Source organism: Pseudonocardia acidicola (genome assembly GCF_012911935.1).
GTDB classification, from domain to species: domain Bacteria; phylum Actinomycetota; class Actinomycetes; order Mycobacteriales; family Pseudonocardiaceae; genus Pseudonocardia; species Pseudonocardia acidicola.
Map to the genome: position 1 here is coordinate 55,470 of NZ_JAAXLA010000005.1, position 25,234 is coordinate 80,703.

Here is a 25,234-nt window from a genome sequence, read left to right on the forward strand (position 1 = left end):
AAGATCATATGAGTAGTCGCCGCACGTCGGTGTTGACCTGTTGGTGGACCGCGGCCGCGGCACCGCGCAGCGTGGCGTCCGCGCCCAGCCGCGACGGGATGACGGTCGGCGGGTGCGGCAGCACATCGGCGAGCCGGCCGGTGAGCTCCTCGTCGAGCCGTCGGCCGTAGCGCAGGATCTCCTCGCCGAGGACGATGACGCCCACATCGAGCACCGCCGCCACGGCCAGGCACGCGGACGTCAGGATCTCCGCGATCCCGGCCATCTCCGCGGCCGACGCCAGGTCGGCCGCGGCGCCCTCCCCGATTGCGCGCATGTGGTCGAACAACGTCGTTTCCAGGGGGCCGAAGTCACGTGATCCGCGCACGCCGGACGGCGCGGGCAGGTAGCCGATCTCGCCGGCCGCGAAGTGCACGCCGCGGTGCAGCGCGCCACCCAGGATCAGACCCGCACCCAGACCGCCGCGGACCCCGAACATGACCAGGTCGGACGAGTCGTGCTCACCGAAGGCGTGCTCGCCGAGCGCGGCGAGGTTGAGGTCGTTGTCGACGACCACCACCTCGGTCGGCACCGTGGCCCGGACCTCGTCGAGCAGCCGGACGTCACGCCAACCAAGGCTCGGCGCCCACTCGATGGTGCCGGTCAACGGGTCGGTGACGCCGGGGACCGCGAGTCCGATGCCGATCACGTGCTCCAGGCGGCTCGCCTGCTTCGCGAGCCAGCGGACGAAGGTCGCCGGACTGCGCAGCGCCGTCGCGGGGACCGCGTGGAGCGAACCGGCGACGATGCCGCCGTTCAGATCGACGAGGGCGTGCCGGGCGGGCTCACCGCTCAGGTCCACCGCCAGCACCGTGCGGGATCCGGCGTTCAGTTCGTACAGGTCGCCCCGTCGGCCGCCGGTCGCCGGTCCCTCGCCGACCGGGGTGACCACACCGGCCTCGGTCAGCGTCGTCACCACCGCCGAGACCGTCGGGCCGCTCAGGCCCGTCTCGCGCGCGATGCCGGCCCGGGTCATGGCGCCGAGCCGGCGCAGGGTCTCCACGACCGCGCGCAGGTTGACCTCGCGGATGTAACCGCGGTCGGCCGTGCGGACGTCAGACATAGGGGAGCAGCCGGTTCCCGGCCTGGTCGAACACACCGTGCAACTCGGGCCGTTCCCCTGCCGTGCTGACGACGGCGATGTTCGCTCGGGTGACGAAGGACTGGATGCGGAAACCCATCACGACCGTCGAGCCGACGGGCGCAGTCTGCGGCGTACCGCTGATGTAGCCGTAGTAGTCGATGCCCCCGAACCCACCGGTGGCACCGGACCCGGCGCCGTGGAACTCCTCGCGGTGCTCGTGGATCTCCTCCAGGCTCTCGCCCACCATGACGGTCCGGCGGAAGCCCGGGTCCAGCCACACCGGGTCGTCGACGAAGAAGCCGCCGCCGTAGACGTAGGCGCGATCGCCGACGTGGTGGGCCACCTCGGTGACGTAGCAGGCGGCCGGGATCTCCGGCAGGTCCTGCACGAGGTGGAACGGCGTGGTGCCGAGGAACCCGTGACCCGGCTCGACGTGGGTGGCGCCGAGCTCGGCCTGCGTGCGCAAGGTGTAGACCGAGGTGTTGCCGGGGGCGTTCACCTGGCCTATCTCGAGGCCCATCCCGGCGAGGATGTCACGGGCACGCAGCAGCGTCGTGAAGTTCCCGGTGGGGACGGGCTTCGCCGCCTCGGAGTAGGCCAGCGCCGGGAAGGTCGTCACGCCCACCACCCGTACACCCCGCAGTGCCGCGATCTCCTGCGCCGTCGAGCGCAGGTCGTCGATCAGTACGCCACCGTCCATGCCGGGCAGGTAGGTGTCCTCGGCCGGATCGGCGACCCGGATCAGCAGGTCCTGCGTGCGGCCCTGGCGATGTGCCTCGGCCGCGATCTGCCGCGCCTTGGCCGCGCTGAAGACCGAGATGACCTCGGGCTGGCCGGCCACGATCCGCGGGATGTCGATCGTCGGCACCTGCACCAGGTTCCCGATGTGGCCCAGCCGGAAGCCGTGGGCCAGTAGCGCGTTGGCGTCGGCGATGTCCACCGCGACGGTCTCGCCGCCGCCCGCGCCGACCAGCACCTCGGTGATCAGCGGGTTCCGGCCGATCTGCTTGGTCATGAAGTACAACCGCAGTCCTACGGCCTCGGCCTCGGCCCGGATGGCGGCGGCGTTGGCCGCGATCGCGTCGCGGTCGAGCACGAAGGTGTTCGGCGGGATCCGCCGCTGCAGCGCGAGATCGGCCGCCGCGGTCAGCAGGGCGGGATTGCGCCGCCGGAGAAGCTCAAGAAACACTGGCCACCACTTCGTTGAATCGGACGTCGAGACGATCACCGCTGTCGGGATCGAACGCCAGCGCGTGCGCCCACTCGACAGCCAGGTCGACGGGCGTGTCGAGGTCGAGCACCTCGTCGTCGCTGCGCACCGCGACCAGTTCGTCGTCCCGGTCGGTGTGGATCGTGTACTTCACCTGACCACCGATGATCTCGCGGGTGAGGATCCGGGAGGTCGAGGACTCGCTGCGGGTGACGCGCAGGTGCTCGGGACGGACCCCGAGGTCGAACCGCTGCGGCAGTGGGCCACCGGGAGGTGTCAGCACGAGGCTCCCGCCCAACGCGGAGAGCGTGGCGCCGTCCTGGTGCTCGATCGGGATGAGGTTGAACGGCTGCACGCTGACGAAGTCGGCGAGCCACGCCGAGGCCGGCTGCCGGTACAGGGTCAGCGGGTCGGCCACTTGCACGAGCTTGCCGTCACGCATCACCGCCACGCGATCGGCGATGCTCATCGCCTCTTCCTGGTCATGGGTGATGAACACCGTGGTGGTGCCGAACTGCCGGTGCAGCTTGGCGAGCTCGGTGCGCATCTGCCGCCGCAGCTGGGCGTCGACAGCCGAGAACGGCTCGTCCATGAGGAGCAGGGCGGGATGGGACACCAGCGCCTTGGCCACCGCGGACCGCTGCCGCTCACCGCCGGAGACCTCGTGCGGCTTGCGGTCGAGCAGGTGATCGATGCGCAGCCAGCCGGCGACCTCGTCGATACGCTGTCGGATCTCCTCCGCCGGCAGCTTCTGCATCTTCAGCGCGAACGCGATGCTCTGCCGCAGCGTCAGGTGGGGGTAGAGCATCGAGGACTGGAAGACCACCGCCACGTTGCGCCGCTCGGCGGGGATGTCGGTGACGTCCTCGTCGCCGAACCGCAGCCGCCCGGAGTTCACCGGCTCCAGTCCGGCCAGCACGTTGAGCAGCGTGGTCTTGCCACCGCCGGACGGGCCGAGGACCGCCAGCAGCTCGCCGGGACGGATCTCGAGGTCGACGCCGTCGAGGGCTGCGCGCGTGGCCTTGCCGTAGCGCTTGGTCACCGAATCGACCGAGATGCCGACCTGCAGAACTTCAGAGTGCATGGAAGCTGTCCGTCCCTCAGAGGCCGACAAGATTCACCTTGCGGATGTAGCGCTGGAAGATGCCCGCCACGAGCAGCGGCGGGATCAGGCCCAACACGGTCGCGCTCGCGACGTCGGTCGGGACCGAGACCTGGAAGAACATGCTCGACAGCGCGGGCGGGAAGGTCTGCGCGGGCGTGCCGGTGTTGAAGATCAGAGCGAACGTGAACTCGTCCCAGGAGGTGATGAACGCGATCACCGCCATCGCCGTCATGGAATGCCGGGACGCCGGCACGACCACCCGCGCGAACGCCCGCCACCGTGAGCAGCCGTCCACGCGGGCCATCCGCTCCAGGCCCGGCGGCAGGCCGCCGAAGAAGCTGGTACCGATCCACACCAGCAGCGGAACGGTGATCGTCATGTGGGCGATGACCAGGCCGGTCTTCGTGCCCGACAGCCCGAGGCTCTGGTAGAGCGCGAAGAACGGGATCGTGGTCGCGACCGGTGGGATGGACCGGGTGGCCACGATCGTGAGCAACCCGGCCTGGCGGAACCGCATCTGGACGCGGGACAGCGCGTAGGCGGCGGGCACCGCGACGATCATGCTCAGCACGGTCACCCAGACGGCGACCTCGGCGCTGTTGAGCAGGCCCTGGCGGATGAGTGAGCCGTACGCGTTCGGGCCCTGGGGGGCGCCGTTCCAGTCCGGCGCGTCGCCGCCGAGCAGCCGGATGTAGTTGGCCGGCGTCGGCTGGTGCGGGAACAGGTGGATCTGCGCCGAGGCGAACTCGTGGTGGTACATCAGTGAGATCAGCACGATCCAGACGATGGGCACCACCGTCCAGACCAACGCGATCAACGCGAGGATGTGGATGAGAACCTTCCGCCGCACGCTCATGCCTGTGCCGCCTTACCGCGAGCCGACTTGGGTTTCATCGCCGCGACGTAGTAGCCGGCGGTCAAGGCCGTGACCACGATCAGCAGGATCCAGGACATCGCGGCGCCCGGGCCGAAGCTCAGGTCCTGGAACGTCTCCTGGTAGATGTCGTAGGTCAGCGTCTGGGACGCGCCACCCGGCCCCCCGGACGTCAGGAAGTAGATCAGGTCGAACGCCATCGCCGCCTGGCCACCGACGAGCACGACATAGATGGCGAACGGGAGCCGGATGTAGGGCATCGTGATCGTGCGGAACCTCCGCACGATGCCCATGCCGTCGACCTTCCCGAGCTTGTAGAGGTCGTCGGGGATGACCTGCAGGCTCGCCAGCAGGAAGTAGGTCCCCAGCGGGGCGAACTGCCAGGCGTGCACCAGCGCCAGCGCCGGGATCACCGAGTGCTTCGCGAGCAGGTCGACCGGTTGGAAGCCCAGATGCTGTGCGATCGCGGCGAGCAGGCCGTACTGCGGGCTGTACACGTACCGCCAGACGACAGCGGCCGCGTAGGTCGACAGCGACCACGGCAGCACGATCACCGCCATCAGGACCGGACGCCCGACGAACCTCTCCCGCAGCAACAGCGCCATGCCCAGCGCCACGGCGGAGGCCAACACCGTCACGCACACCACGTAGTAGACGGTCAGCCACGCGGAGTGCCAGAAGTCCGGGTCGGTGAGCACCTGCTGGAAGTTGTCGAGGCCGGCGAAGCGTCGCACCCCGGTGAAGGGGTTCGTGTGCGACAGGCCGAGGTACAGCGAGTACGCCACCGGGTAGATCACGATGGCCACGAGCAGGGCCGCCACCGGCGCGACGAGCAGCAGACCGAATCGGGTCGGACCGATCCGCGAGCTGAACGGGATCCTCGGCCGGCCGGCGGAACGCGCGACGGTGTCCGTCGGCGCCGGCGGCGGGGGCTTAACTGCCGTACTCATCGATCAGGCTCTCGGCTTTCTTCCGCAGGTTCTTCACGACCGCCGCCGGGCTCTCGTCCCCGTTGACCGCCTTCGGCAACTCCCGGGACGCGTACGTCATCCACACCGAGCCCCACGTCGTGTGGAACAGTTCGGTCGCGGCCTGCGGATCGGTCAGGTAGTCCTTCAGGACCGGCCAGTTCGTCTCCGGATCGGGCAGCCACTTCGCCACCGACTCGGCCAGCGCTGGGCTGTTGTTCACCGCGGCGTAGCCCTGCGTCAGGTAGAAGTTGCCCGCCCACGCGTTCGGCACGTCGAACTGGCCGGTGCGCTGGTCGCGGTAGCCGAAGTGCTGGGCGAGGAGATAGTCCTTGGCCAGCGTCGCGTCGTCCTGACCGTAGTTGCCCACCAGATACGCGCCGATGTGCAGCATCCCCCACTTCTGACCCTGCTGCGGCACGGGGACGATCTTGCCGACGACCTGTGAGGACTGCGGATCGGCGAAGGTCTTGATGTCGTACTGCAGCTGGGGCGAGTACGCGATGCCTCCCTTCGCGAACGCCTCCGTCCAGTCCGACTCCTGGAAGGTCAGCACACCCGAGGGCACCAGCCCTTCGCTGTACAGGCTGCGCCACTGGCCGAGCATGTCGACGACCTCGGACCGTTCGTCGAAGAGGGGCTGACCGCCCCGGCCGAACAGCGGAATGTTCCTGTTCAGCGCCTCCTGGATGAATCCGAACGGGATACCGAACCAGGGCGCGGACCAGAACGACGGCAGGTACGGCGTGTCGCTCGCACCCCGGCGCTTGATCAGCCGCACCTGGGCGTAGAGCTCGTCGTAGGTCTTCGGGTACTGCCCCTCGAGACCCGCCTTGCGCAGCACGTCGGTGTTGGCGAACAGCGCACCGTTGACGAAGGCGAAGTACGGCAGCCCGACCAGCTTGCCGTTGACGGTCAGGGCGTCGCGGACGGCCGGCAGCATCTCCTTCTCGGCGGCGTCCTTGGCCCAGAACCGTTCGAAGTCGCGGATCCAGTTCGCCTCGGCGTAGGCCTGCGGCATGTGCCACAGGCTGTAGACCATGTCCAGATGCGTGCCCTGGCGCAGCAGATTGGTCATCAGCGACGGGTAGTCGCCGGCGATCACGCCCAGGTCCACCCGGTCGCCGTAGGTCTTCCGGAAAGCCGCCACCTCGGACGTCACGAAATCCGGGTAGGCGCCCCAGATCCGCATTGCCAGGTCGCCGCCACCGGTCCTCGGCGGCGTCAACGGTGGGCCCGCGGCCGGGACCGACCGGGCACCGCCCCCACCGCATGCCTGAAGCAGAGGCATGGTCCCGAACGCCAATGCGGCAAGGCCGCCGGCCCTCAGGAGTTGCCTGCGCGAAGTGCCCACCATGCTCGGTAGCCTTCCTTCGGAAACTTTCGTAAGGTCTAGCTGGCGTGTCGGTGAACTGTCAAGAGCCGTCCCGGGACATGCCGGGGGGACGGCGTGATGGAGGTCCGCAGTGACGCAAGGATCCGTTCTGCAGGAACCGGTGACCGCCGGCCGGGCAATGGCGACCGAGATCGCCGAGCAGCCGGAGGTGTGGCGCCGATCGGTCGCCTCCCTCGGCCGCCTCGCGCCCGTCGTGGCGGCCCTGAAGCGGAAGCAGCCACGCTTCGTCCTGCTCGCGGCCCGTGGCACGTCCGATCACGCCGCCCTGTACGCCAAGTACCTCTTCGAGGTCATCCACGGCATGCCGGTGGGGCTCGCCTCGCCGTCCACCGTGACCGCCTACGGCTCGACCCCGGATCTGCGGGACACGCTGCTGATTGCGGTCAGCCAGTCGGGCCAGTCCCCCGACCTGATCGAGATGGTGCAGACCGGCCGCCGCCACGGAGCGATCACGCTGTCGGTCACCAATGCGCCGGCATCCCCGCTCGCTCAGGCCGCCGAGCTGCACATCGACGTCCTCGCCGGTGAAGAGCGAGCCGTGGCTGCGACGAAGTCCTACACCGCGCAGCTGCTCGCGCTGTACCTGCTGGTGGACCTGCTCCGCGACGGCGACGGCTCCGCCCTGGGCGCGCTGCCGGCCGCCGGCGACGCGCTGGTCGCCCGGTCCGAGGACGTCCGGGCGCTCGCGGCGCGCTACCAGTTCGCCTCCCGGCTCGTGGTCACCGGCCGCGGCTACGCCTATCCGACAGCCCGCGAAGGCGCGTTGAAGCTGATGGAGACCTGTTACCTCAGCGCGCAGGCCTTCTCCGGCGCCGATCTGCTGCACGGCCCACTGGCCATGGTCACGTCCCAGGTCCCCGTCCTGGCCGTCGCCCCGGACGGCGTCGGGGGCCAGAGCATGGGTGAGGTACTGCAGCGCCTGCACGCCGTCGGCGCCCACGTCCTCACCATCGGCGGCGCCCAGGCGATCGCCGCCTCCAGCGCCGGCCTGCAGCTGCCCGCCGGGATCGACGAAGCGGTATCCCCGCTGCTCGAGATCCTCCCGCTGCAGCAGCTCGCGCTCCACCTGGCTATCACGCGCGGCGAGAACCCCGACATCCCGCGGGGACTGTCGAAGATCACCAAGACCTTGTGACCGCCCGGCGATATCACCGGCGAAATCGCCGATACCGAGCATCTACCTGAGGCGCCGGAGGCGTGCACTGCCCGATCGTGCCAGCAGCCGTCCGCCAGTGACCGTCGGCTTCACGCCGAGGGCGGGGCCCCAGTGCGGGCGGAACTGGAGCGGACCAACGCGATCGCGGCGATGGCGATCCAGATCGCCTCGACCACCGACATCGCGATGGCGAAGATCAGGCCGGGGGTGCCGAAGACGGCGGTGACGCCGGCGAGGACGAACAGCCCGGCGACGATCAGCGCGCTGCGGCTGAACACCGGGCGCAACACGGCCGCGCCGCGCAGGGCCATCCCGATACCGGCGAACAGCAGCGGGGCCGGGGCCAGCGGGAAGATGCGGGCGAACACGCCGTTGGACAGCGCGAAGGTGGTCGCGACGGTGGCCCGGTCGCCGGCGGCGGCCGCCATCGGCACCGCCTCCAGCAGCGCGGCCTCGATGGTCACCACGGCGAGCAGCAGCGCGGCGCCGGTGAGGGTGGCCGCGCCGGCCAGCCGGTCCCGGGCGCCGGACAGTTGCAGGAGAACCAGGAAGAACAGGACGCTGAGCAGGGCGCCGGTGACCTGCAGCCAACCGCCGGCGTAGAACAGCAGCGCGTGGCCGGTGGCGAAGGCGATCAGGTGGTCCGGGGTGGCGCCGGCGTAGGGCCAGCCGACCAGCGCGGGCGTGGCGAAGTAGATGACGAGCAGGATCGGGCCGGCGATGCCGGCGGCCCCGCCCCACCGCCGCATCCGGGTCACTGGTTGCGTACCCGGCGGCACCGGCGGCCGGGCCGCGGCGCTCGCCGCCGGTGCAGCGTCGAGGGAGGCGGGCTCGGTGCGCTGCTCGGACACGAGGCTTAGCTCCATTTTCGAGGAACTCGATGTGCGAGTAGGGTGGTGGTGTGCAGCCCTCCGTGTCAACCCCGCCCGCCGGTGAGCACGTGAATCCCGTGCAGCGGGTGATCTCCGAACTGCGCGCGCTGTCGACCGTTCAGGACCGGCTCGACCAGTACGCCGCTGCCCGCTTCGGGGTCAACCGCACTGATCTGCGGGCACTGGACCTCATCGGACAGGCTGGCGCCACGTCTCCGACCGCGCTGGCGGCGGCGCTGGGCATGTCCACGGGCGCCACGAGCACCGTGCTGGACCGCCTGGAGGCCGCCGGCTACGTCCGGCGTGAGCCCGACCCCCACCACCGCAGGCGCACCGTGGTGCGGATGACACCGGCGGCCGAGGCGCTGTCCGCCGGGATCTTCGACCCGGTCATCGGCGCCACCGCCGAGCGCGCCGGCGCCCTGCCCGCACACCTGCTGGCCGACGTCGCGGCGTTCCTGGCCGCTCATCGCCAGGCCCTCGCGGACTACCTCGATGGGCAAGCCGCGACCACGACCGCCGAAGGCGACGCCGACCCCGGTGCAGGCCGCTGAGCGAGCCCCATCGGCACGAACCGGCCGTGTGGCCGCCGGGACCTGCCTTGTGGCAAGAACTCACGCGATCTATCCAGCGGGGCCAGCAGACGCCGAGTGGAGGGGCCGGGCCCCGAACACGGCGAGGGCCCGACCGCTGGCCGGGCCCTCGTCATCATGGCCGTGCTATGCCGCGGCGGGGAGGTCCGCGTCAGCGTCGCCGCGGGATCCGGCCACCTCCTGGAGCCAGTCGCGCTCCCACTGGGCGCGCCGATCCTGGGTGAGCATGGCGAAGCCGTGGACCCACTGGGTGGGCTGGTGAACGGTCGCGACCCGCCGTCGGCGCCGCGCGCGGGTCGCGACCTGGGCGCCCGGCCCACCTCCACTCGGTTCAACAGCGCCTCGTGGCGCTCCAGGTCGGTGCCCCACAGCTGGTTCGGCGCCTCGGCCTGGAAGTGGCGCTCCACCAGGTCCGTGTGCCAGATCGCGACGGGATCGGGCCGGGTGGTGCGCACCTCCTTGGTCCGCCGGACGCCCTCGATCCCGGCCGTGCGCATGAGGCGGGCGACCTGGTCACGCCCCACCTCCAGGCCGGCCCGGTGGGCGGCCTTCCACAACTTCCGCGCCCCGTAGCCGCGGTAGTTGTTCTCCCACAAGGTGGCCAGCCGTGGGATCAGCTCCGCGTCGCGGCGGGCCCGCTTCGAGAGCGGGCGGGACCTGGCGGCGTAGTAGCTGCTCGGGGCCACCTGCAGGACCCGGCAGATGGGCTCGACCCCGAGCGGCTTTCCTCGACCACGTCGTCGCGGTGGGCGTCGATGAACGCCACAGCCTGCGATGCTGGCGGTCGAGCTCCGCCCCGAAGAACTCGCGGCCCGCTTCAAGATCTCATTCGCCCGGCGCAGCTCGCGGACCTCCTGCTCGAGCTCGCGGACCCGAGCGGCCTCGTCGATGGTCACACCGGGTTCGGGCCCGTCGTCGACGTCGGCCCGGCGCACCCACAACCGCACCGACTCGACCCCGTAGCCGAGCTGCTCGACCACGTGCTTCACGGTGCCGTGATCGCTACCCAACTCCGCGCGCAGTGCCCGGACCATCCGCACCGCCGCGGCCTTCTCCTCCTCGGAGTACCGGCGCGTGGTCGGCTTGCCCGGCGCCTGCTGTCTCGGCATGGCTCCATCCTCGTTTCCAAGGTCAGGAACCTCCACCAGACCCAGGGCGAGTCACTTCTCCTGCTCGAGCTTGGCGTCGGCGGCGGCGATGTCCGCGTCGAGCTTGGCTGTCGTCCGGATGTTGTCCAGGCGCGCCCGGATGGCGGCCGTGCCTGCTTCGGTGCGGTCGTCGACCGTGACCTCGACGAAGGCCTCTGCGATGCGAAAACCGTCGGCCACAGGAGAGACCTGTCCTTGCCTCAATCCCCGTCGCCTTTTGTTAGCTGAGCCTGGCCTACCGCCGTACCCGTCTAATGCCCTCGCGCATGACACCGCCATCGAGGAGGGCCGGGACCTGTCCCTCGATGAGCGGCATCCTGGCCGACAGCTCCTATCGTCTCTGCCGGCCTGACGGCCCGGCCTCACTTCAGGTGCCGGGCGAAGAACCGGTTCCCGTCGTCCCCCTCGAACTGCGGGACGCCGGTGTGCCCGCCCATGTTGGCGTGCAGCGTCTTCTCCTTGGCGCCGAGGGCGTCGAACAGGTCCAGGGCCATCTGCCGGTCGTTTCCTTCGTCGTCCCACTGCAGCAGGACCTGCAGCGGGATGGTGACCTGCCGGGCCTCCTCGAACAGGGTGTGGGGCACGAAACTCCCGGCGAACAGAAGGGCGGCGGAGATGCGCGGCTCGACCACCGCCAGCCGGATGCCGATGGCGATCACCCCTCCCGCGTACCCGACCGGGCCGCCGATCTCGGGCAGCGAAAGGAGGGCGTCCAGGGCGGCCCGCCATTCCGGGACCGCCTTTTCGACCAGCGGGAGGACGAGCCGGTCGACGATCTCGTCGTCGACCGGCTCGCCGGCCTCCAGCGCCCGGCGCAGGTCGGCGCGGGCCTCTTCGGCGGTGGCGGAACGGGGCCGGTCACCGCTCCAGGGGAGCTCGATGGTGGCCGCGGCGAAGCCCTCCGCCGCGCAGTGCCGGGCCCGGGCGACCAGTCGGGGGTACATCTTGTGCAGTCCGCCGGGGTGGCCGAGCAGGATCAGCGGGGCCGGTGCGGAGGCGGATCCAGACGTCCACAGGATGCCGGGGATCTCGCCGAGGGTGAACCCGCGTTCGACGACGCCGTCGTCGAGGTGCTGTTCGGATGCGAATCGCATGGTCGTGCCTTTCGGGAGTGCTCGTGAATGGCGCTCCCGGACGACCTATCGTCCGACCGTGACCCCGGAGGGGAGCACCCATGTCGATACTGCGTTCACGGGTACCACCTCCTCGATTTCTCGCACGGCCGCCGGAAAAGTAGCAGTGGTCGCCGTGGTCCGCCAACGGGTTTTCGCGCAGGCTCCGTAGCCGGACGTCACGGAGCCACTCGCCTCAAGGCCAAGGGTGTGCAGTCAAGGGCTTCGGCCTGTGGCGTGATCGCAGCATGGCGAAGCCACACCGCGGTCAGCGGCAGGTACCGGGACAGTGCCCCGGCCTTCTCCGGGCTCAGCCTCTCACGACACGCCGACGTGCCGTTGCAGTACAAACTGCTCGCTGGAGCCGTGAGAGCAGCCAGTGGGACCGCAGGTCAGCGGGCCGGAATCGGCTGTCACTTGATACGCCCTCAAGCGTGTCCCAGACGCAACGAGCCCCCGACCGGTGTGGTCGGGGGATTGTTGTGCGAGGAGCGGATGGATCGCCCGGCGCGGCACCGAGTGGCATGGGTTAGCAGCGGCCGGCGACCCAGTAGACGAGCGAGTTCCCGGGGTTGATGGTGATGAACGCCCGCCAGAGGTTCTTCTTGCCTCGTATCTGATCGTCGGAGCGCCGGGTGAGATCGCGCCAGGCCAGCGCGGCAGAGATGACTTCGAGGACGAGGATTGCCAGCAACGCTGGCTTGGGTGGTCTGCGCGTCACATGCCCTTATTACCGTGCTCCCCGCACCTGGAACGACGAGACCCTAGGAAACAGCCTCTCGGACCGTTTCCGGGGGTGTCGAGGCGCAGGATGCACCTCTGGTCGCGGGGTGGCTGCGGTGAAACGAATCGAGAGGTCAACGACTCATTTACAGGTGGCTACCGAAAGGCCGGTGCGGCCCGGCGTACCGGGCGGAGTCGGCCGCCGAGGGCTATGACGAGAATCGGGTGGTCGGCGGGTACAGCCCCGGGCAGATCATCGAGGATCACGACGCCCGGCTCACCGAGCGGTTCCTGTATGCCTTTTGGAGGCTGTGCGAGCAGCGCATCGCCGAGGTGCCCGAAGCCGCCGTCGCCCACAGCGCCCGGGTGTTGGCCGAGCCCACGGGGTTTCCCCGGAGGTCCGGGTCGTCGACGTGCGCGATGTTGCCCGGCCGGCCGGTGATGCCGCCGCCGGGGGCGGGACTGGCACCACCGGTGGATGGTGCGGATGCACAAGGTGCGCCAGTGGTACCCGAGCGAACAGCGGCACAGGGTGATCTATCGCGGCCCCTACTTGAAGGGCCCGGCCGACAAGCCGCTGCTCGGCGGAGAGGTCGTGCGCAGAGTGGTCCGCTGACGGCGATGCGAGTCCGGGCTGGCGCATAACCCGTTAACGTTCGCGGTGGTGTCCGTGTTGGTGGACCCCACCCGTCCGCTGCGGCACCAATGTCCATGACTGAGCCAGCTCGACGGTGTCGTATCGCATGGCCCTCGAGCGCGCCGATGCACTGCCCGACCACGACGCAGCCCGAAGTCGTCGGGAAGATCATCCACCTGCGGCAGCACTACCACTTCGGCCCGATGAAGATCGCCATGTACCTGCAGCGCTACCACGACATCACGATCAGCCAGTCCGGCGTGTGGCGGATCCTCAAACGCCTGGACATGAGCCGGCTGCCCGCCTCGCAGCGCCACAAGCGCCGTGAGCAGCGCTGGAAGCGCTACGAACCGAACTGATGCTCGAGGTTGTTCACATCTGAAGCCTTGCCGATGACGTAACCGGTCACGGGGATCGGCTTGCCAGGCACGAGCCCGCTGGAACTGCTACTGGGCCCGGTCCCGCCGACCTGCTGCGACGCGCTAGCGGCCGAGTGTGAACCACGGCTCGAGCCGTTCGGCGATCTTCTGCACCCCGGACACCGCCCCCGATGCCACGTCCATCACAAGATCGAACTTGGCGTCGTCGTCGGCGACGAGGGCCCAACCGTTGAGCCAACAGAAAACCTCCGTGGCCAGCCAGCCGAGGCGCTTGTTCCCGTCGACGAGGGCGTGATTGCGCACCAGGGACTCGAGCAGGGCCGCCGCCTTCTCGGGCAGCGTCGGGTACGCGTCGGCGCCGTACACCGTGGTGCGTGGCCGCGCGACGGCCGACTCGAGCAGGCCGAAGTCGCGCACGGCGACCTCGCCGTCGGTCGCGACGTCAGCGACCTGCAGCAGTGAGTCGAGCGTGAGGTGTTCGGTCACGCCTCGCCCAACCGGCGCAGCAGATCCTTGTTGCGCGGGCCGAGGATCGCGAGTGCCTCCGTCACCCGCTCGCGGTGGGCGTGGCGCTCGACGTATTCACGCACGGCGGCACGCGCGACGTCCTGCATCGACCGGTCCTCCGCCTCTGCCTGGGCGCGGAGAGCCTCCGTCTCGTCCTCGGTGAACCGCACGTTCATCGCCATACCCTGACGGTACCACTTTGACACCGCGTGTGACGTGCGGTTATTCGCCGTTCTGCCGCAGCTTTGCCAGCTATGGCTGAGGAGCGTTTACGCCGTATGCGCGAGCACTACCACGTACAACTCGGCACGCTCGCCGACATGTGCGATGAGGCGGCGACCGCCCTGGACAAGACCACCCGCGCACTCCTCGACAGCGACCTGCGGCTGGCCGAGGAAACCATCACCGACGACATCAAGATCGACGACATCCGGGCCGGCGTCGAGGAACAGGCCTTCGCCCTGCTCGCCCTGCAGGCCCCGGTCGCCACCGACCTGCGGATCGTGGTCTCGGCAATCCACGCCGCCGGCGACATCGAACGCATGGGCGACCTGGCCCTGCACATCGCCCGAGCCGCCCGCCGCCGACACCCACAGCCGGTGCTACCCGACGACATCACGCCCTACTTCGCCAAGATGGGCCGGATCGGCGTCGCCCTCGCCCGCAAGGCCGGCGAGGTCATCCGCAGCCGCGACCTGGCCGCCGCCGCCGAACTGGAGACCGACGACGACGCCATGGACGCCCTGCACCAGCACATGTTCACCGTGCTGATGGCGCCCCACTGGACCCACAGCGTCGCCGCCGCCGTGGACGCCACACTGCTGGCGCGCTACTACGAGCGCTACGCCGACCACGCCGTCGCCGTCGCCCGCCACACCATCTACCTCATCACCGGCCAGATGCCCAGCCCGCTCGCGTCCTGAGAAGCCAGCATCTCCTGACCACCCACGCCGCGGCCCAGCCGCTTGGACCCCGACGCCACAGTGGCCGGCTGCACACCGGGCGTCAGTAGAAGATCCGGACTCGACAAGCCGCCGGTGCTCCCCGGCGCTCAACAGCGGGCTGGAACAGCTGGGGTGGTGGCACTTCCGGTGGCAATCGCACGCCGACGTCGGGGGCACGGCGGTAGCGAGGATCGCTCTCACCAGGGCCGCGACGTCGCACAACGGCGGGCAAACGGGTGAGTACCTGATCTCCCGACCGGGCAAAGGTGCCTCTGGGGTCGGACGTAAGCGCGGGCTGTGTTGACGTCGGCGACGAACACCGGGGTGATCGACGAGGTTTCTCCGGGCGGCTACCGGCCAATCCGAGCGTGCGGTGTCGAGCCCGGCGTGACCGGCGGCTCAGCCGCTGGGCTCCCGGCGGCTCGCCGGCCTGGCGGGGTGGATCGCCACGGCGAGTCGAGCCTGGACGTGCCCGGCCGGGTCGGTACGTCCGGCCCACAGGTGAAGCAACAGGTGAAGGAGGAGGGCGTTGGCGCTTGAGTTGGGAGAGCCGATCGGCCAGGGGTGGTCACAGATCGTCGAGCTCGGGATCGCCCTGGTCTTGTCCGCACTGATCGGTCTGGAACGGGAGTTACGGCAGAAGAGCGCCGGCCTGCGAACCCACACCATCATCGGGTTCAGCGCGGCGCTGATCATGCTGGTGTCCAAGTACGGCTTCACCGATGTGCTCGGTAATCATGTGGTCCTCGATCCGTCCCGGGTCGCGGCGCAGATCGTCTCCGGCATCGGTTTCATCGGTGGAGGCCTGATCTTCGTTCGGCGTGACGCGGTCCGCGGTCTCACCACCGCTGCCGCGGTCTGGCTGACCACCGCGGTGGGCATGGCCGCTGGGGCCGGCCTGCCGGTGCTGGCCCTCGCTGCGGTGGCCGGCTACTTCGTCGTCATCTACGGGTTCACCCCGCTGTCGGCCCGCCTCCGCGAGACCCGGCCTCGGTCGCAGCGGATCCAGGTCGTCTACGAGGACGGCCGCGGGATCCTGCGACAGATCCTCAACACATGTACCGCCCGCGGGTGGGTCGTCGCGGAGCTGTCCACCCGCCAGCAGGCCTGGGAGCTCTCCGCAGCTCAGGTCGGGCACCCGTCCGCCCGAGATCATCGGCTGGACGAGGAGTCCGGCGGAGCGCGGCCGGTGTCTGTCGGGATCGGTCTTTACGGACCGGCGGACTGCGACCACCTCGTCGCCGAGCTTGCCCGGCTCGACGGTGTCCTCACCGTCACCCTCGGCCGGCCCGAGGAGGAGGTCGACCCCGAGACCGAATGACGGCCACCGGCGGCAGGCCCATGACCGTCGGCCCGCCGGGACCTGTCGCGATCAGGTGACCAGAGGGTGGATGATCCAGAAGGTGAGGGCGGCGGCCAGTGCGGCCATCGGGATGGTCAGCACTCACGCGAGGACGATGTTGCCGGCGCCCCCCAGCGCACCGCGGAGGGCCGTTTGGTGGCGCCCAGCCCGAGGATGGCCGAGGTGATCGTCTGGGTGGTGGAGATCGGCGCGGCGAACGCGAACGGGGTCGTGTAGAGCAGCGCTGAGGCGGTCAGATCCGCGGCGAGCCCGCCGTGACCAGGGGTGCCCGCCCCGATCGCAAACCAGCCAAGCGGACGTCCGGCCGATGATCTCCTTCATCAACTCGTCGGTACCGCCACAACGGGGTCCGCTCACAGCTTCTCCTCACCAGGAACCTTCCAAGGCGCTCGGGGCGGATCCGGTACAGCGATCGGCATGTTCCTGCACCACGGGAGACCGTGATCGGCGCCGCCACCGCAGCGGGCCGCGGCACCGTTGCGCTGGGTGGGAGGTCGGCAACGTCGCCTACGACCCGACCAGCGATCAGATGCTCGTGGCCGTAAAGGGCCACGACGAACTCGCGGCCATCGATCCGACAACATGGATCGGCCCGCGGGGCTCCAGGCCGTGCTCGAACTCGACGGTGCTCGTCGCGGACCTGCAGCGCGCCGACCTGCCGTTGCTGCGCGTCAATCACCCCCGCGTGCCCGTCGACGCGTCATCCGGGCCGCGCTGCGTCAGCTCCCCGACCACAAGCCCGGCCGCCGAGCCGGGCGGAAGGTCCTGATCCGCGTCGACGGCGCCGGCGGGTCCCACGAACTACCTGACTCGGGACGCTGTTTAGTGACCTTCTGGCGGTAGCCGCTCGAGGATGGCCTGGGCCGAGGTAGGGATGTCGGGTTCGAGGGTGATCTCGTGGCCGTCGAGGCGGATGGTGGCGGAGCGGACCGCCCGCAGGGTGCGCACGATGTTCTTGATTGAGGTGGCGGTGGCGTCCTGGAGGTGGCGGGAGATCGCGAGGGCGGCGAACACGACGGTCAGGTGGGCCTCGATCGACTCCCGTTTGTGGTGGAAGACCGGCCGCGCCCGCAGGTCGGACTTGGCCATCCGGAAGGACTCCTCGACCTGCCAGAGGTCGTGATAGGCGTCGATGACCGCCGACCCGTCCATCGTCTTCACGGGCAGGGTGGTGACGTAGCCCTTCAATCCGGCGAGCTGGCGGGCGCGTTCGACCAGCCCCCGGTCCACCTGTTTCCCGGCGGCGTCGATGCGCACGAACCGATCCTTCTTCAACGGCCTCGTGCCGGTGGCGACCTTCTCCGCCCGGTCGACCATGGCGTTGATCGCCCGGTCGTCGTGTTTGTGCCGGGCGAACCGGTACTGGTAGACGACCCGTCGGCTGCGGGCCGCCTTCCCGGTGCCCATGACCCGAGCCGATTCGAGGACCCGACCGTCGTCGAAGGCGTTGCCGTGGCGCTCGAAGTGCGCGGCCAGGTCGTAGGGCGCCTTGCTGATCCGCGAGCCCACGATGAACACAACTCGGCGTCCTCGATCGCGTTCACGTTCTTCGCCGACAGCATCCCGGCGTCGGCCACCACGACCAGGGCGGCGCCCTGGTGGCGTCCCGGAAGCCGTTGAGGACGGGGAGCAGGGTGGAGGTCTCGGCGGTGTTGCCCTCGAAACAGTGCACCTCCAACGGAAACCCGGACGGGTCGACCAGCAGCCCGACCTGGATTTGTGGGTCGATGCGCCGTTCCTTGCTCATCCCGACCTTGCGCAGGGAGTCTTCGTTCTCGGCCTCGAAGTGCAGCGTGGTGACGTCGTAGAGGATCAGTCCCAGTGCGCCGCCTCGGGTGGCCTGGGCCAGGCAGGCGGTCGCCAGCTTCCCGCGGTAGTCACGCTGCTCGCAGCGGGCCAGGGCGCGCAACAGGGTGCGCACCGTCGGCGCGGGTGCGCCGATCTCGGCCAGCACCCGAACGGTGTCGGCCTTCGAGGTCGGCTCGATCACCCGGGCGCACACCATCGCCCGGAACGCCTCGTCGGCGAGGGTGTCGAACCCGAGCCGGGCATAGGCGTCGAGCAGCACGTTCCACAACGTCAACGCGAAGTGCCCACCACACGCCCACCCGCCCGGTCGGACCGCGGCCGTCCCGGGGCCGGCGTCGAGACGGCGGGATCTGCAGACCGCGGGCGGTCGGGCTCCGGGCGTGTCCAGTCGGCGGTGTCGCTGACCCGCGCGGGTTCGGCCGCCAGCTCTCCGAGGTCGAGGGACTGCTGGCCGGGCTGCAGGCGTTCACGCGCCGCTGCGAGCAACAGCGCGAGCTCGGCGTCGGTGTGAGCGGAGCCGAGGTGCTCAATCTCCACGACCTCACCGTGGTCCTTGACCACCAACTGGACCGCGACCGCGCCCGACGCCGTCCGCACCCGACGCACGAACCGCGAGCTCACCAGGCCGAGGCTACCCAGCCACTCAATTCTTAATGACCAGATCCCCACGCCTCGGTCCGAAAACCAGCTGGTCAGCGCCTCGGGCACGCGCGACTCCCGCGGGGGTGTCATGAGTCAGGCCTGACCTGGCTTCATCGCCGCCGGCTGTCCTATTCGGTCGGGTTCGGCCTCACCCAGACCGTCGTCGACGAGCTCGCCGCGCTCCCCGCGTCGGACTGGCAGCCCGCTTACAACGCCGAGGGTGAACCCCGCCCCGGGGCCTGAGTCATCGAGGCCACCGGCCTGATGAACCTGACCACCTGGCCCAAAGGGATGCGAGTGATCGTGCACCGCGAGCGCCCGCACCCCGGGCGCGCAGCTGCGGACCACCGACCCGGACGGGCGGCGCTACACCGCCTTCGCCACCAACACCCGCCCGGGCGGACCCGGCCGACAGCTCGCCGACCTCGAGCTGCGCCACCGCCGCCGCGCCCGCGCCGAGGACCGCATCCGCGCGGCGAAGGACACCGGCCTGACCAACCTGCCGCTGCACGACCTCGACCAGAACCGGATCTGGTGCGCCGTGGTCGCGCTGGCCTGTGAGATCACCGCCTGGGCCCAGATGCTGGCCTACACCACCCACCCGGCGAGGCGGTGGGAACCGAAACGGCTCCGGCTGCGGCTGTTCTCGCTGCCCGCCCAGACCGCGCGGCACGCCCGCCGGACCGTGCTGCACCTACCCGGCCACGCACCCTGGGCCGGGCTGGTCTGCGAGGGCCTCGACCGGCTCCGCGCGCTCGCCGTCCCCGGCTGAGCACCGGTCCCACCGCCCCAGCAACCCAGAACCCCACCGGACCCGTGGAACCCGGCGCCCATCCGAGCGACCTCGGCCAAACTGTCACACCCAGCAGGCAGAATGCGCCAAGCACACCGGCCAACACCGGTGTCGATCAAGCCAGCGTCGCCCGGCGAAAGATCCGGGCTAACTATAAGAGTCGGGAATACCGCGTACCCGCGCCTGTAGGGATCCAAATACGCGCCCCCCGTCAGCGACACCGGCGGGCGTTGAGCCGGGCGGCCTGGCGCGTCAGGTGGTCGCGCTCGGCGAGGTTGGGGGCCTTTTGGGCCGCCTCGGCGTACAGCCGTGCCGCCGTCGCCAGGTCGCCGTCGCGCTCGTGGAGGTACGCCGCCACCGCCGCGTGGCGGGGCAGTGAGTCGTCCAGCGCCGCGAGCGCCGCCAACCCGGCGCGCGGTCCGTGGGCCTCGCCGACGGCCACCGCGCGGTTGAGCCGGACGACCGGGCTGTCGGTCAGGCGCGCGAGCTCGTCGTACCACTCGACGATCTGCACCCAGTCAGTCTCCTCGGCGGTGGGCGCGTCAGCGTGGAGTGCCGCGATGGCGGCCTGGGCCTGGAACTCGCCCAGCCGGTCGCGGGCGAGGGCCGCCTGCAGGATCTCGACGCCCTCGACGATCGACTCGGTGTCCCATCGGCCGTGGTCCTGCTCGGCGAGCGGCACCAGGCTGCCGTCGGGCGCGGTCCGGGTGGCGCGCCGGGCGTGGTGGAGCAGCATGAGGGCGAGCAGCCCCGCCACCTCGGGGTGGTCGATCGCGGCCGCGAGCTGCCGGGTGAGCCGGATGGCCTCGGCGGCGAGGTCGACGTCGCCGGAGTAGCCCTCGTTGAAGACCAGGTAGAGGACGCGCAGCACGGTGGCGACGTCGCCGGGCTGGTCCAACCGCACACCGGCCACGGTGCGCTTGGCCCGGCTGATGCGCTGCGCCATGGTCGCCTCGGGCACCAGGTAGGCCTGGGCGATCTGGCGGGTGGTCAGCCCGCCGACGGCGCGCAGCGTGAGCGCGACCGCGGACGACGGCGTCAGCGACGGGTGGGCGCACAGGAAGTAGAGCAGGAGCGTGTCGTCCACCGCGGGCGCGGACCCGGGCGCCGGCTCCTCGTCGAGGCGGTCCTCACGCCGGCGGCGGGCGGCGTCCGCCCGGGTCGCGTCGAGGAACCGGCGCCAGGCCACGGTGACCAGCCAGCCCTTCGGGTCCCGCGGCGGGTCGGCCGGCCAGACGCGGACCGCCTCGACCAGCGCGTCCTGCACGGCGTCCTCGGCCGCTGCGAAGTCGGCTCCGCGGCGGACGAGGATCCCGAGCACGCTCGGCGTGAGGCTCCGGAGCAGGACCTCGTTGACCTGAGAGCTCACTCCGTGATGGTGGGCGGCGCGGCCAGGAACGGGCGCAGCTCGAGCCACTCGTGGATCGGCTTCCCGCCCGCCCCAGGGGCGGCCGACAGGACCCCGGCCAGCTCGATGGCGCGCTCGTAGCTGTCGACGTCGATCACCATCCAGCCGGCGATGAGGTCCTTGGTCTCGGCGAATGGGCCGTCGGTGACCGGCGGGCGCCCCTCGCCGTCGTACCGGACGAACGTCCCCTCGGGGGCGAGCGCCTGACCGTCGACGAACTCGCCGGTCCCCTCGAGCTGGGCCGCGAAGTCGTGCATGTACTGCACGTGCGCCGAGATCTCCTCCGGCGTCCACTGGTCCATGGGCACGTCGTTGACCGAAGCCGGGGCGCCGCGGTAGTGCTTGAGCAGCAAGTACTTGGCCATCGTGTTTCTCCTCGATGCTGGTGCGACCCATTTTGGTCACGTTCACCGCGGGGACGGAGCCAGTCACGGGTTCTCGACATCGCCGCCGAAACCAAGCAACTGAATCAAGAGAAGGTCTCGTGTGCGTCCTCTACGTGTGGTCCTGGCGCGTCGTGGTGTGGTCGGACCGATGAGTTGTTCGGCGTGGAGGGCATGCACGTCCTCCACGTCACCCGCGATCCCGGCGTTGGCGGTGAACAGGGTCTGGTGGTGCTGGACGTCGAGTCCGTCTTGACGCCGGGCAAACTGCTCGCCGCGCCGTCAGCGGAACCGTGCAGCAGGCAACGGTCACCATCCGCGCTGGTCGCGAGGACGAAAGCGCCTTGCTCATAGCACTGTTGGCACCAGCCGGTCCCAGTGCTGGGTGGAGCCGAACCATGTCGGGCTCGCGAACGATGACGGGCTTTATACCGGTGATCAACCCTAAGAGGGAGGGAGACGCGCCGAGAAGGTGAAACCAAAACTGCAATCGGCGACCCGGCGAGACGAACGGCTATGAGCCGGCCGAGGCTCCCGCGACGTCCCCGATTGCACTCGTCGCAGCACAGCACCGGCCCTCCACCGACTGGGTCCAGCGGGCGGGGCCCGCCCCGTCGGCGAGCTGTCTACGGCGAGACCACGTGACGCTTGTGGGGAGGCCCGTTGGCTCAAGCGCTAGCCAGATCGCGGTACTTCGCGGCGATCTTGGAGATGACGTCGCGCGCCTCGTCGTCGAAGACTGCGGCGTCTTCAAGCTTGCTGAAGAGCTCGTCGTAGACGTCAGGGACTGCCCCCTGTTCTGGGTTGCCGACATCGTGGCTGGCTCGGTACGAGCCCACAGGCAGGGAGAGCCGTCCTACCACGAGCCTCTGCGCGGGTTCGTCGAGATCATCGAGGTCAGCTGCTAGGGCCCCAGACGTGCGTAAGGCCGTGCTCCCGGTCTGCCCCAGGTCACACGGCCTCGCGACTCGCTCCACGTCCGCGACGTCGAGCTACACGCAGAATAGCCAAGACCTACCTGGACAGGCAATCGCGGGGAAGCAAGCAGCAAGCCAACACAATGGCTCACTCAGGATGACCATGAGATTATCGGCGCTGACGTCGATGCGGTTCTGACCTGGGCGAACGCCCGGCGGGGGAGCCGCACCTATGTGCTCTGCGCCGGTATCCCGCGCAGCGGGCCAGGGCTCGGCGCCTGACCCGGGCGGATCCGAACGCGGCGCCTTCCCACCCAGTGGTGGCGCAGCCGGCCATGGGAAAGCGCCGGGAACCGTGGGGTTCCCGGCGTTTCGGTCGTGGCCCGGGTTCAGCCGATCCGCAGCACGGTGCAGCGCCATCCGGCCGGGCCGGTGCCGAGCAGGTCGAAGCGGGCGGCGATCGCGCGGGGCCGCCCACGCAGCCGGCAGACCGCGGCGACCTCGGCGGCGTCGCGGTGGGGCTGGCAGACCCGCAGCGAGGTCAGCCGCGACGGGCGGGTGGCCGGTCCCAGTTGGGTGCCCGTGGCCTGCAGGTAGCGCAGCGCCGCCGCCTCGACGTGGCCGCTCAGCTGGCTGATCGGGCGGCGGCGGTCGAGGACCTCGAGCGCGACCCGCAGCACCTGGTGGGCCCGCTGGCGGGCGGTGGGGTCCACCGGCGGGTCGACCGGGATCAGGCACCACTGCGGGGGCGCGGCCAGCGTGGGCGCCTGGTCGGCCGGCCGGGTAGCGGGTTCGTAGCGCAGCACCCGCAGCTGCGGGCGGCCCGCGCGGCGCCCGTGCTGCTGCTGCCCGGCGTAGGCGCACCGGTAGCAGCCGTCGCCGCCGCACATGCCGCACGCTGTGGCCGGGATCGGGGCGTGGGTGGGCGACTGGTCGACGATGGTCATCGGGGCCTCCGGTGCTCGGCGCTGGGGGAACGCGGCCCTGGCCTCAGCGCGGCGGGGAGGGGTCCCGGCAGGGACGGCGGGGGTTCCGGCTCGCCCATCCCGCGTGTGATCGCCGCCGCCAACCCGCGGCCGTCCTGCCCAATCCGCAGCGCGATCTCACCGGGATGGGCCGAGGGCCGGGTTCATCGCCGCTCGCCCCTCCCTGGGGTGCTGACCGTGCGGGTGGTCCTCCAGTGCCGCCGCACCGGGCGCCCGCGAGCCGCCGGCTTTGTCTCGCCGGGGACCCGGCGCGTCCCAGCTGCGGCGGGGGCCGTGCGGGACTCGGGGTGTTCGGTGTCGCACGGCCCCGGCCTGGTCTCAGTCCCGGCGGGCGGTCCCGTCGAGTCCGAGGGCTTCGATCTCGTCGCAGCTCAGCGGTTGGGTGGGATCCTCGCGCCGGGCCTGGGCGATGATCAGCGCGGCGATCTGCGCTTCGGTGCGGGCCCCGACGCGGCGGGTGCTGACCGCGTCGGCCTCCCCGTTGTCGTCGGGTCCGATGTAGAAGTCGCTGATGGAGGCGGTGGAGGGGCGCTGGCCCCAGCCGAACATCCCGGGTCCGGCGATCGCGGCGGACCGGGTCCCGTAGCCGGGTTCCTCCCGGGTCGGGCCGGCCCAGATGGTGGCGCACCCGCCGCCGGAGGTGTCGAGCACGCACGTCACCCCGGCGGCGCGGACCAGCTGCGCAACCCGGTCCATGTCGATCTCCTCGTCGATCGCCGGAGCCTGCTGCCCGGCCTCGTCCTCGGTGCCGGAGTCGACCTCGTAGTCGTGGTGCCTGCGGGCGGTGTCTATCAGCGCCTCGGGGGCGAGGCCGGCCTGGTCGGCGAGGTGGAACAGATCGGCGATCAGATCTCCGGCGACCTCGGCGAACACCTCGGGGTCAGCGAAGTCCCCGGCGCGGGCGCCCGTGCGGGATCGGTAGGCCTCGAGCGCGGCCGCGGCGAGCCCGGCCTTGTCCTGGGCGGTACTGCTGGGCTGGCCGGTGCCGGCGGTGCGGCGCACCAGGTCAAGGACGAACGCGGTGCCGGACTGGGCCGGGTCGATGCCCAGCCGGGAGAACCACCGCTCCACGGTGGTGACGGTGTCCCCGCCGTTCCATCCGCCGTCGAGGTCCTCATTGGTCTTGAGCTCCACGAACAGCGCGATGATCGCGCGGACCGCCGGGTCGCGCAGGTCGAGCGGGAGCGGGGTGGGGTGGAGCCGGTCGTGGTCGAGCAGCGCGGCGAGGTTCACCGCGGCGGTATCGCTCGCTGGCAGGTGCTGGCGGACAGGGCTGGTCATGGCGTCCTCCTCGGGACGGGAGAGCAGATCGAGGCCGGGGGAGGGGCGGTGCCGGGAGCCGGGCCCGGCACCGCCCCGGCGCCGGTCAGGCGGCCGCGGCGTGGGCGGCGGCCAGGCTCATCGCCTTGAGCCCGTTGCGCTCGAGCTCGTAGGCCGCGTCGGCGTCGGTGAGGGTCTGCGCGGCGCTGGTGACCACGTGCAGGACCCCGCCGCTGGTGCGGTCCCCGCCGCCCGCATCACCCCGCCGCCGTCGCCGTCGGCCAGGCCGCGGACGAGGAACCGGCGGCCGGGCTCGTCGCGCAGCCAGGCGTTCACGTTGGCGTCGTAGAGGTCGATCTTGTGCTCGCGCAGCCGCCGCAGGTAGGCGACCGGGATGGCGAGCTTGTCGGCGATGCCGGTGTCGGCCAGCGCGGTCGGGCGCAGCAGCGCGTGGCCGCGGGTGACCCCGTCCGGGCTGAGCACCGGCTCGCCGGCGCCGTCGACGCGCAGCGCCCCGCCGACCGCGGTGAGGTCCCGGGCCGGGGCGACGACGTCGAGCTTGGCGGCGTGCTGGGCGCGCAGCAGCGCGACCAGGTCGGCCAGGTTCGCGTTGCGGGTGGTCAGGATCTCGGTCGCGCTCATCGCGTGCTCCTCGCAGCGGGTCGGGAGCGCCCCGGGCCGGGGGAGTGGCCCGGGGCGGCCCCACCACCTGCGGTGGGGCGTGACTCGCCGGCACGCCGGGCGCGGGCAGGGCGAGGGGCCGCGCTCGCCCGATCGGTGTGAGGTCACGACGTCCAGGCCGCAGCGCTCCCCGGTCCGCAGCGGTGACCTCACCCGTATCGGAGCGGGCAGGCGGGGCATCGCCGACGAGCCGCGACGGGCGGGCAGAGTCACCACGCCCCCACCGCGGTGGGGCCGGCCCGAC

Annotated in this window: 24 protein-coding genes and 3 pseudogenes; 7 read left to right on the plus strand and 20 right to left on the minus strand. The window is 70.8% G+C overall.

Annotation, left to right across the window (positions count from 1 at the left end; all coding sequences use genetic code 11):
• Positions 1-4: 4 nt before the first annotated feature.
• The 6 genes from HF526_RS04310 to HF526_RS04335 are packed head-to-tail and all read right to left on the minus strand — an operon-like array spanning position 5 to position 6,442.
• Positions 5-1,102, minus strand: a complete 1,098-nt coding sequence (locus HF526_RS04310; protein WP_169379931.1) for an ROK family transcriptional regulator — start codon at positions 1,100-1,102, stop codon at positions 5-7.
• Entirely contained in the window at positions 1,095-2,312 is a 1,218-nt protein-coding gene (locus HF526_RS04315) for an alanine racemase (RefSeq protein ID WP_169379932.1), read from the minus strand. The genes HF526_RS04310 and HF526_RS04315 overlap by 8 nt, the downstream gene beginning before the upstream one ends.
• Complete coding sequence (locus tag HF526_RS04320; protein WP_169379933.1) at positions 2,302-3,417, minus strand: ABC transporter ATP-binding protein; 1,116 nt, start codon at positions 3,415-3,417, stop codon at positions 2,302-2,304. Before HF526_RS04320 ends, HF526_RS04315 begins: the two co-directional genes overlap by 11 nt.
• Positions 3,418-3,433: 16 nt before the next feature.
• Positions 3,434-4,294: a carbohydrate ABC transporter permease gene (locus HF526_RS04325; protein WP_169379934.1), complete on the minus strand. Its 861-nt coding sequence runs from the start codon at positions 4,292-4,294 to the stop codon at positions 3,434-3,436.
• Positions 4,291-5,262 carry a carbohydrate ABC transporter permease gene (locus HF526_RS04330; protein WP_169379935.1) on the minus strand — a complete coding sequence of 324 codons (972 nt, stop codon included), beginning with the start codon at positions 5,260-5,262 and terminating at the stop codon, positions 4,291-4,293. The genes HF526_RS04325 and HF526_RS04330 overlap by 4 nt, the downstream gene beginning before the upstream one ends.
• Complete coding sequence (locus tag HF526_RS04335; RefSeq protein WP_169379936.1) at positions 5,246-6,442, minus strand: extracellular solute-binding protein; 1,197 nt, start codon at positions 6,440-6,442, stop codon at positions 5,246-5,248. Before HF526_RS04335 ends, HF526_RS04330 begins: the two co-directional genes overlap by 17 nt.
• Before the next feature lie 352 nt (positions 6,443-6,794).
• Between HF526_RS04335 and HF526_RS04340 the strand changes: the two genes are divergently transcribed.
• Positions 6,795-7,811 (plus strand): SIS domain-containing protein, encoded by a 1,017-nt coding sequence (locus HF526_RS04340; RefSeq protein WP_169380024.1) that lies wholly within the window; start codon positions 6,795-6,797, stop codon positions 7,809-7,811.
• 110 nt (positions 7,812-7,921) lie between these two features.
• Here the strand turns inward: HF526_RS04340 and HF526_RS04345 are convergent, their stop codons facing one another.
• Positions 7,922-8,683, minus strand: a complete 762-nt coding sequence (locus HF526_RS04345) for a hypothetical protein (protein ID WP_169379937.1) — start codon at positions 8,681-8,683, stop codon at positions 7,922-7,924.
• A gap of 50 nt (positions 8,684-8,733) precedes the next feature.
• Here HF526_RS04345 and HF526_RS04350 point away from each other — a divergent pair, with 50 nt between their 5' ends.
• A complete protein-coding gene (locus HF526_RS04350; protein WP_169379938.1) occupies positions 8,734-9,258 on the plus strand; it encodes a MarR family transcriptional regulator in 525 nt (174 codons plus the stop codon).
• Positions 9,259-9,650: 392 nt separating this feature from the next.
• On the opposite strand, the pseudogene HF526_RS04355 reads toward HF526_RS04350, so the two are convergent.
• From HF526_RS04355 to HF526_RS04370, 4 genes and pseudogenes are all read right to left on the minus strand, one after another.
• A pseudogene (locus tag HF526_RS04355) lies at positions 9,651-10,406 on the minus strand (IS3 family transposase); the annotation flags it as partial.
• Between the two features lie 51 nt (positions 10,407-10,457).
• A complete protein-coding gene (locus HF526_RS04360) occupies positions 10,458-10,625 on the minus strand; it encodes a hypothetical protein (RefSeq protein WP_169379939.1) in 168 nt (55 codons plus the stop codon).
• Between the two features lie 182 nt (positions 10,626-10,807).
• Positions 10,808-11,539, minus strand: coding sequence for an alpha/beta hydrolase family protein (locus HF526_RS04365; RefSeq protein ID WP_169379940.1), 732 nt, complete (start codon positions 11,537-11,539; stop codon positions 10,808-10,810).
• A 547-nt stretch (positions 11,540-12,086) separates the two neighbouring features.
• Positions 12,087-12,251 carry a hypothetical protein gene (locus tag HF526_RS04370; RefSeq protein WP_169379941.1) on the minus strand — a complete coding sequence of 55 codons (165 nt, stop codon included), beginning with the start codon at positions 12,249-12,251 and terminating at the stop codon, positions 12,087-12,089.
• Between the two features lie 791 nt (positions 12,252-13,042).
• Here HF526_RS04370 and HF526_RS37275 point away from each other — a divergent pair.
• Positions 13,043-13,276 carry a winged helix-turn-helix domain-containing protein gene (locus HF526_RS37275; protein ID WP_211176764.1) on the plus strand — a complete coding sequence of 78 codons (234 nt, stop codon included), beginning with the start codon at positions 13,043-13,045 and terminating at the stop codon, positions 13,274-13,276.
• A 123-nt stretch (positions 13,277-13,399) separates the two neighbouring features.
• On the opposite strand, the gene HF526_RS04380 is transcribed toward HF526_RS37275, so the two are convergent.
• Both HF526_RS04380 and HF526_RS04385 read right to left on the minus strand, forming a co-directional pair.
• The gene (locus HF526_RS04380) at positions 13,400-13,783 is read right to left on the minus strand and encodes a type II toxin-antitoxin system death-on-curing family toxin (protein WP_169379942.1); all 384 of its coding nucleotides are present in this window, start codon (positions 13,781-13,783) and stop codon (positions 13,400-13,402) included.
• Positions 13,780-13,986: a ribbon-helix-helix protein, CopG family gene (locus HF526_RS04385; RefSeq protein ID WP_211176765.1), complete on the minus strand. Its 207-nt coding sequence runs from the start codon at positions 13,984-13,986 to the stop codon at positions 13,780-13,782. Before HF526_RS04385 ends, HF526_RS04380 begins: the two co-directional genes overlap by 4 nt.
• A 96-nt stretch (positions 13,987-14,082) precedes the next feature.
• On the opposite strand from HF526_RS04385, the gene phoU reads away from it, so the two are divergent.
• A complete protein-coding gene (gene phoU, locus HF526_RS04390) occupies positions 14,083-14,727 on the plus strand; it encodes a phosphate signaling complex protein PhoU (protein ID WP_169379943.1) in 645 nt (214 codons plus the stop codon).
• A 550-nt stretch (positions 14,728-15,277) separates the two neighbouring features.
• Positions 15,278-16,069: an MgtC/SapB family protein gene (locus HF526_RS04395; protein ID WP_169379944.1), complete on the plus strand. Its 792-nt coding sequence runs from the start codon at positions 15,278-15,280 to the stop codon at positions 16,067-16,069.
• Between the two features lie 116 nt (positions 16,070-16,185).
• Here HF526_RS04395 and HF526_RS04400 read toward each other — a convergent pair whose 3' ends face one another.
• Both HF526_RS04400 and HF526_RS37280 read right to left on the minus strand, forming a co-directional pair.
• Positions 16,186-16,389, minus strand: a complete 204-nt coding sequence (locus HF526_RS04400; protein ID WP_338051294.1) for an inorganic phosphate transporter — start codon at positions 16,387-16,389, stop codon at positions 16,186-16,188.
• A gap of 544 nt (positions 16,390-16,933) precedes the next feature.
• A pseudogene (locus HF526_RS37280) lies at positions 16,934-18,541 on the minus strand (IS1634 family transposase).
• Between the two features lie 120 nt (positions 18,542-18,661).
• Here HF526_RS37280 and HF526_RS35090 point away from each other — a divergent pair.
• Positions 18,662-19,334: pseudogene (locus tag HF526_RS35090) on the plus strand (transposase); the annotation flags it as partial.
• Between the two features lie 232 nt (positions 19,335-19,566).
• On the opposite strand, the gene HF526_RS04415 reads toward HF526_RS35090, so the two are convergent.
• Complete coding sequence (locus HF526_RS04415) at positions 19,567-20,724, minus strand: DUF6596 domain-containing protein (RefSeq protein ID WP_169379945.1); 1,158 nt, start codon at positions 20,722-20,724, stop codon at positions 19,567-19,569.
• Positions 20,721-21,128 carry a YciI family protein gene (locus HF526_RS04420; protein ID WP_169379946.1) on the minus strand — a complete coding sequence of 136 codons (408 nt, stop codon included), beginning with the start codon at positions 21,126-21,128 and terminating at the stop codon, positions 20,721-20,723. The genes HF526_RS04415 and HF526_RS04420 overlap by 4 nt, the downstream gene beginning before the upstream one ends.
• A gap of 659 nt (positions 21,129-21,787) precedes the next feature.
• Here HF526_RS04420 and HF526_RS04425 point away from each other — a divergent pair.
• A complete protein-coding gene (locus HF526_RS04425) occupies positions 21,788-22,054 on the plus strand; it encodes a hypothetical protein (protein ID WP_169379947.1) in 267 nt (88 codons plus the stop codon).
• Between the two features lie 398 nt (positions 22,055-22,452).
• Here the strand turns inward: HF526_RS04425 and HF526_RS04430 are convergent, their stop codons facing one another.
• The 3 genes from HF526_RS04430 to HF526_RS04440 all read right to left on the minus strand — a co-directional run bounded on the left by HF526_RS04430 (position 22,453) and on the right by HF526_RS04440 (position 24,951).
• The gene (locus HF526_RS04430; RefSeq protein WP_169379948.1) at positions 22,453-23,010 is read right to left on the minus strand and encodes an Rv3235 family protein; all 558 of its coding nucleotides are present in this window, start codon (positions 23,008-23,010) and stop codon (positions 22,453-22,455) included.
• Positions 23,011-23,367: 357 nt separating this feature from the next.
• Entirely contained in the window at positions 23,368-24,330 is a 963-nt protein-coding gene (locus tag HF526_RS04435; RefSeq protein ID WP_169379949.1) for a hypothetical protein, read from the minus strand.
• 117 nt (positions 24,331-24,447) lie between these two features.
• On the minus strand, positions 24,448-24,951 hold the full coding sequence (locus HF526_RS04440; RefSeq protein WP_169379950.1) for a hypothetical protein: 504 nt from the start codon (positions 24,949-24,951) through the stop codon (positions 24,448-24,450).
• Positions 24,952-25,234 lie beyond the last annotated feature (283 nt).

Coding starts and splice junctions, on each gene's coding strand:
- HF526_RS37275 (WP_211176764.1), top strand. CDS start 13,043: ATGCACTGCCCGACCACGACGCAGCCCGAAGTCGTCGGGAAGATCATC.
- HF526_RS04430 (WP_169379948.1), bottom strand. CDS start 23,010: ATGACCATCGTCGACCAGTCGCCCACCCACGCCCCGATCCCGGCCACA.
- HF526_RS04330 (WP_169379935.1), bottom strand. CDS start 5,262: ATGAGTACGGCAGTTAAGCCCCCGCCGCCGGCGCCGACGGACACCGTC.
- HF526_RS04340 (WP_169380024.1), top strand. CDS start 6,795: ATGGCGACCGAGATCGCCGAGCAGCCGGAGGTGTGGCGCCGATCGGTC.
- HF526_RS04420 (WP_169379946.1), bottom strand. CDS start 21,128: ATGGCCAAGTACTTGCTGCTCAAGCACTACCGCGGCGCCCCGGCTTCG.
- phoU (WP_169379943.1), top strand. CDS start 14,083: ATGCGCGAGCACTACCACGTACAACTCGGCACGCTCGCCGACATGTGC.
- HF526_RS04325 (WP_169379934.1), bottom strand. CDS start 4,294: ATGAGCGTGCGGCGGAAGGTTCTCATCCACATCCTCGCGTTGATCGCG.
- HF526_RS04320 (WP_169379933.1), bottom strand. CDS start 3,417: ATGCACTCTGAAGTTCTGCAGGTCGGCATCTCGGTCGATTCGGTGACC.
- HF526_RS04440 (WP_169379950.1), bottom strand. CDS start 24,951: ATGAGCGCGACCGAGATCCTGACCACCCGCAACGCGAACCTGGCCGAC.
- HF526_RS04385 (WP_211176765.1), bottom strand. CDS start 13,986: ATGGCGATGAACGTGCGGTTCACCGAGGACGAGACGGAGGCTCTCCGC.
- HF526_RS04365 (WP_169379940.1), bottom strand. CDS start 11,539: ATGCGATTCGCATCCGAACAGCACCTCGACGACGGCGTCGTCGAACGC.
- HF526_RS04310 (WP_169379931.1), bottom strand. CDS start 1,102: ATGTCTGACGTCCGCACGGCCGACCGCGGTTACATCCGCGAGGTCAAC.
- HF526_RS04435 (WP_169379949.1), bottom strand. CDS start 24,330: ATGACCAGCCCTGTCCGCCAGCACCTGCCAGCGAGCGATACCGCCGCG.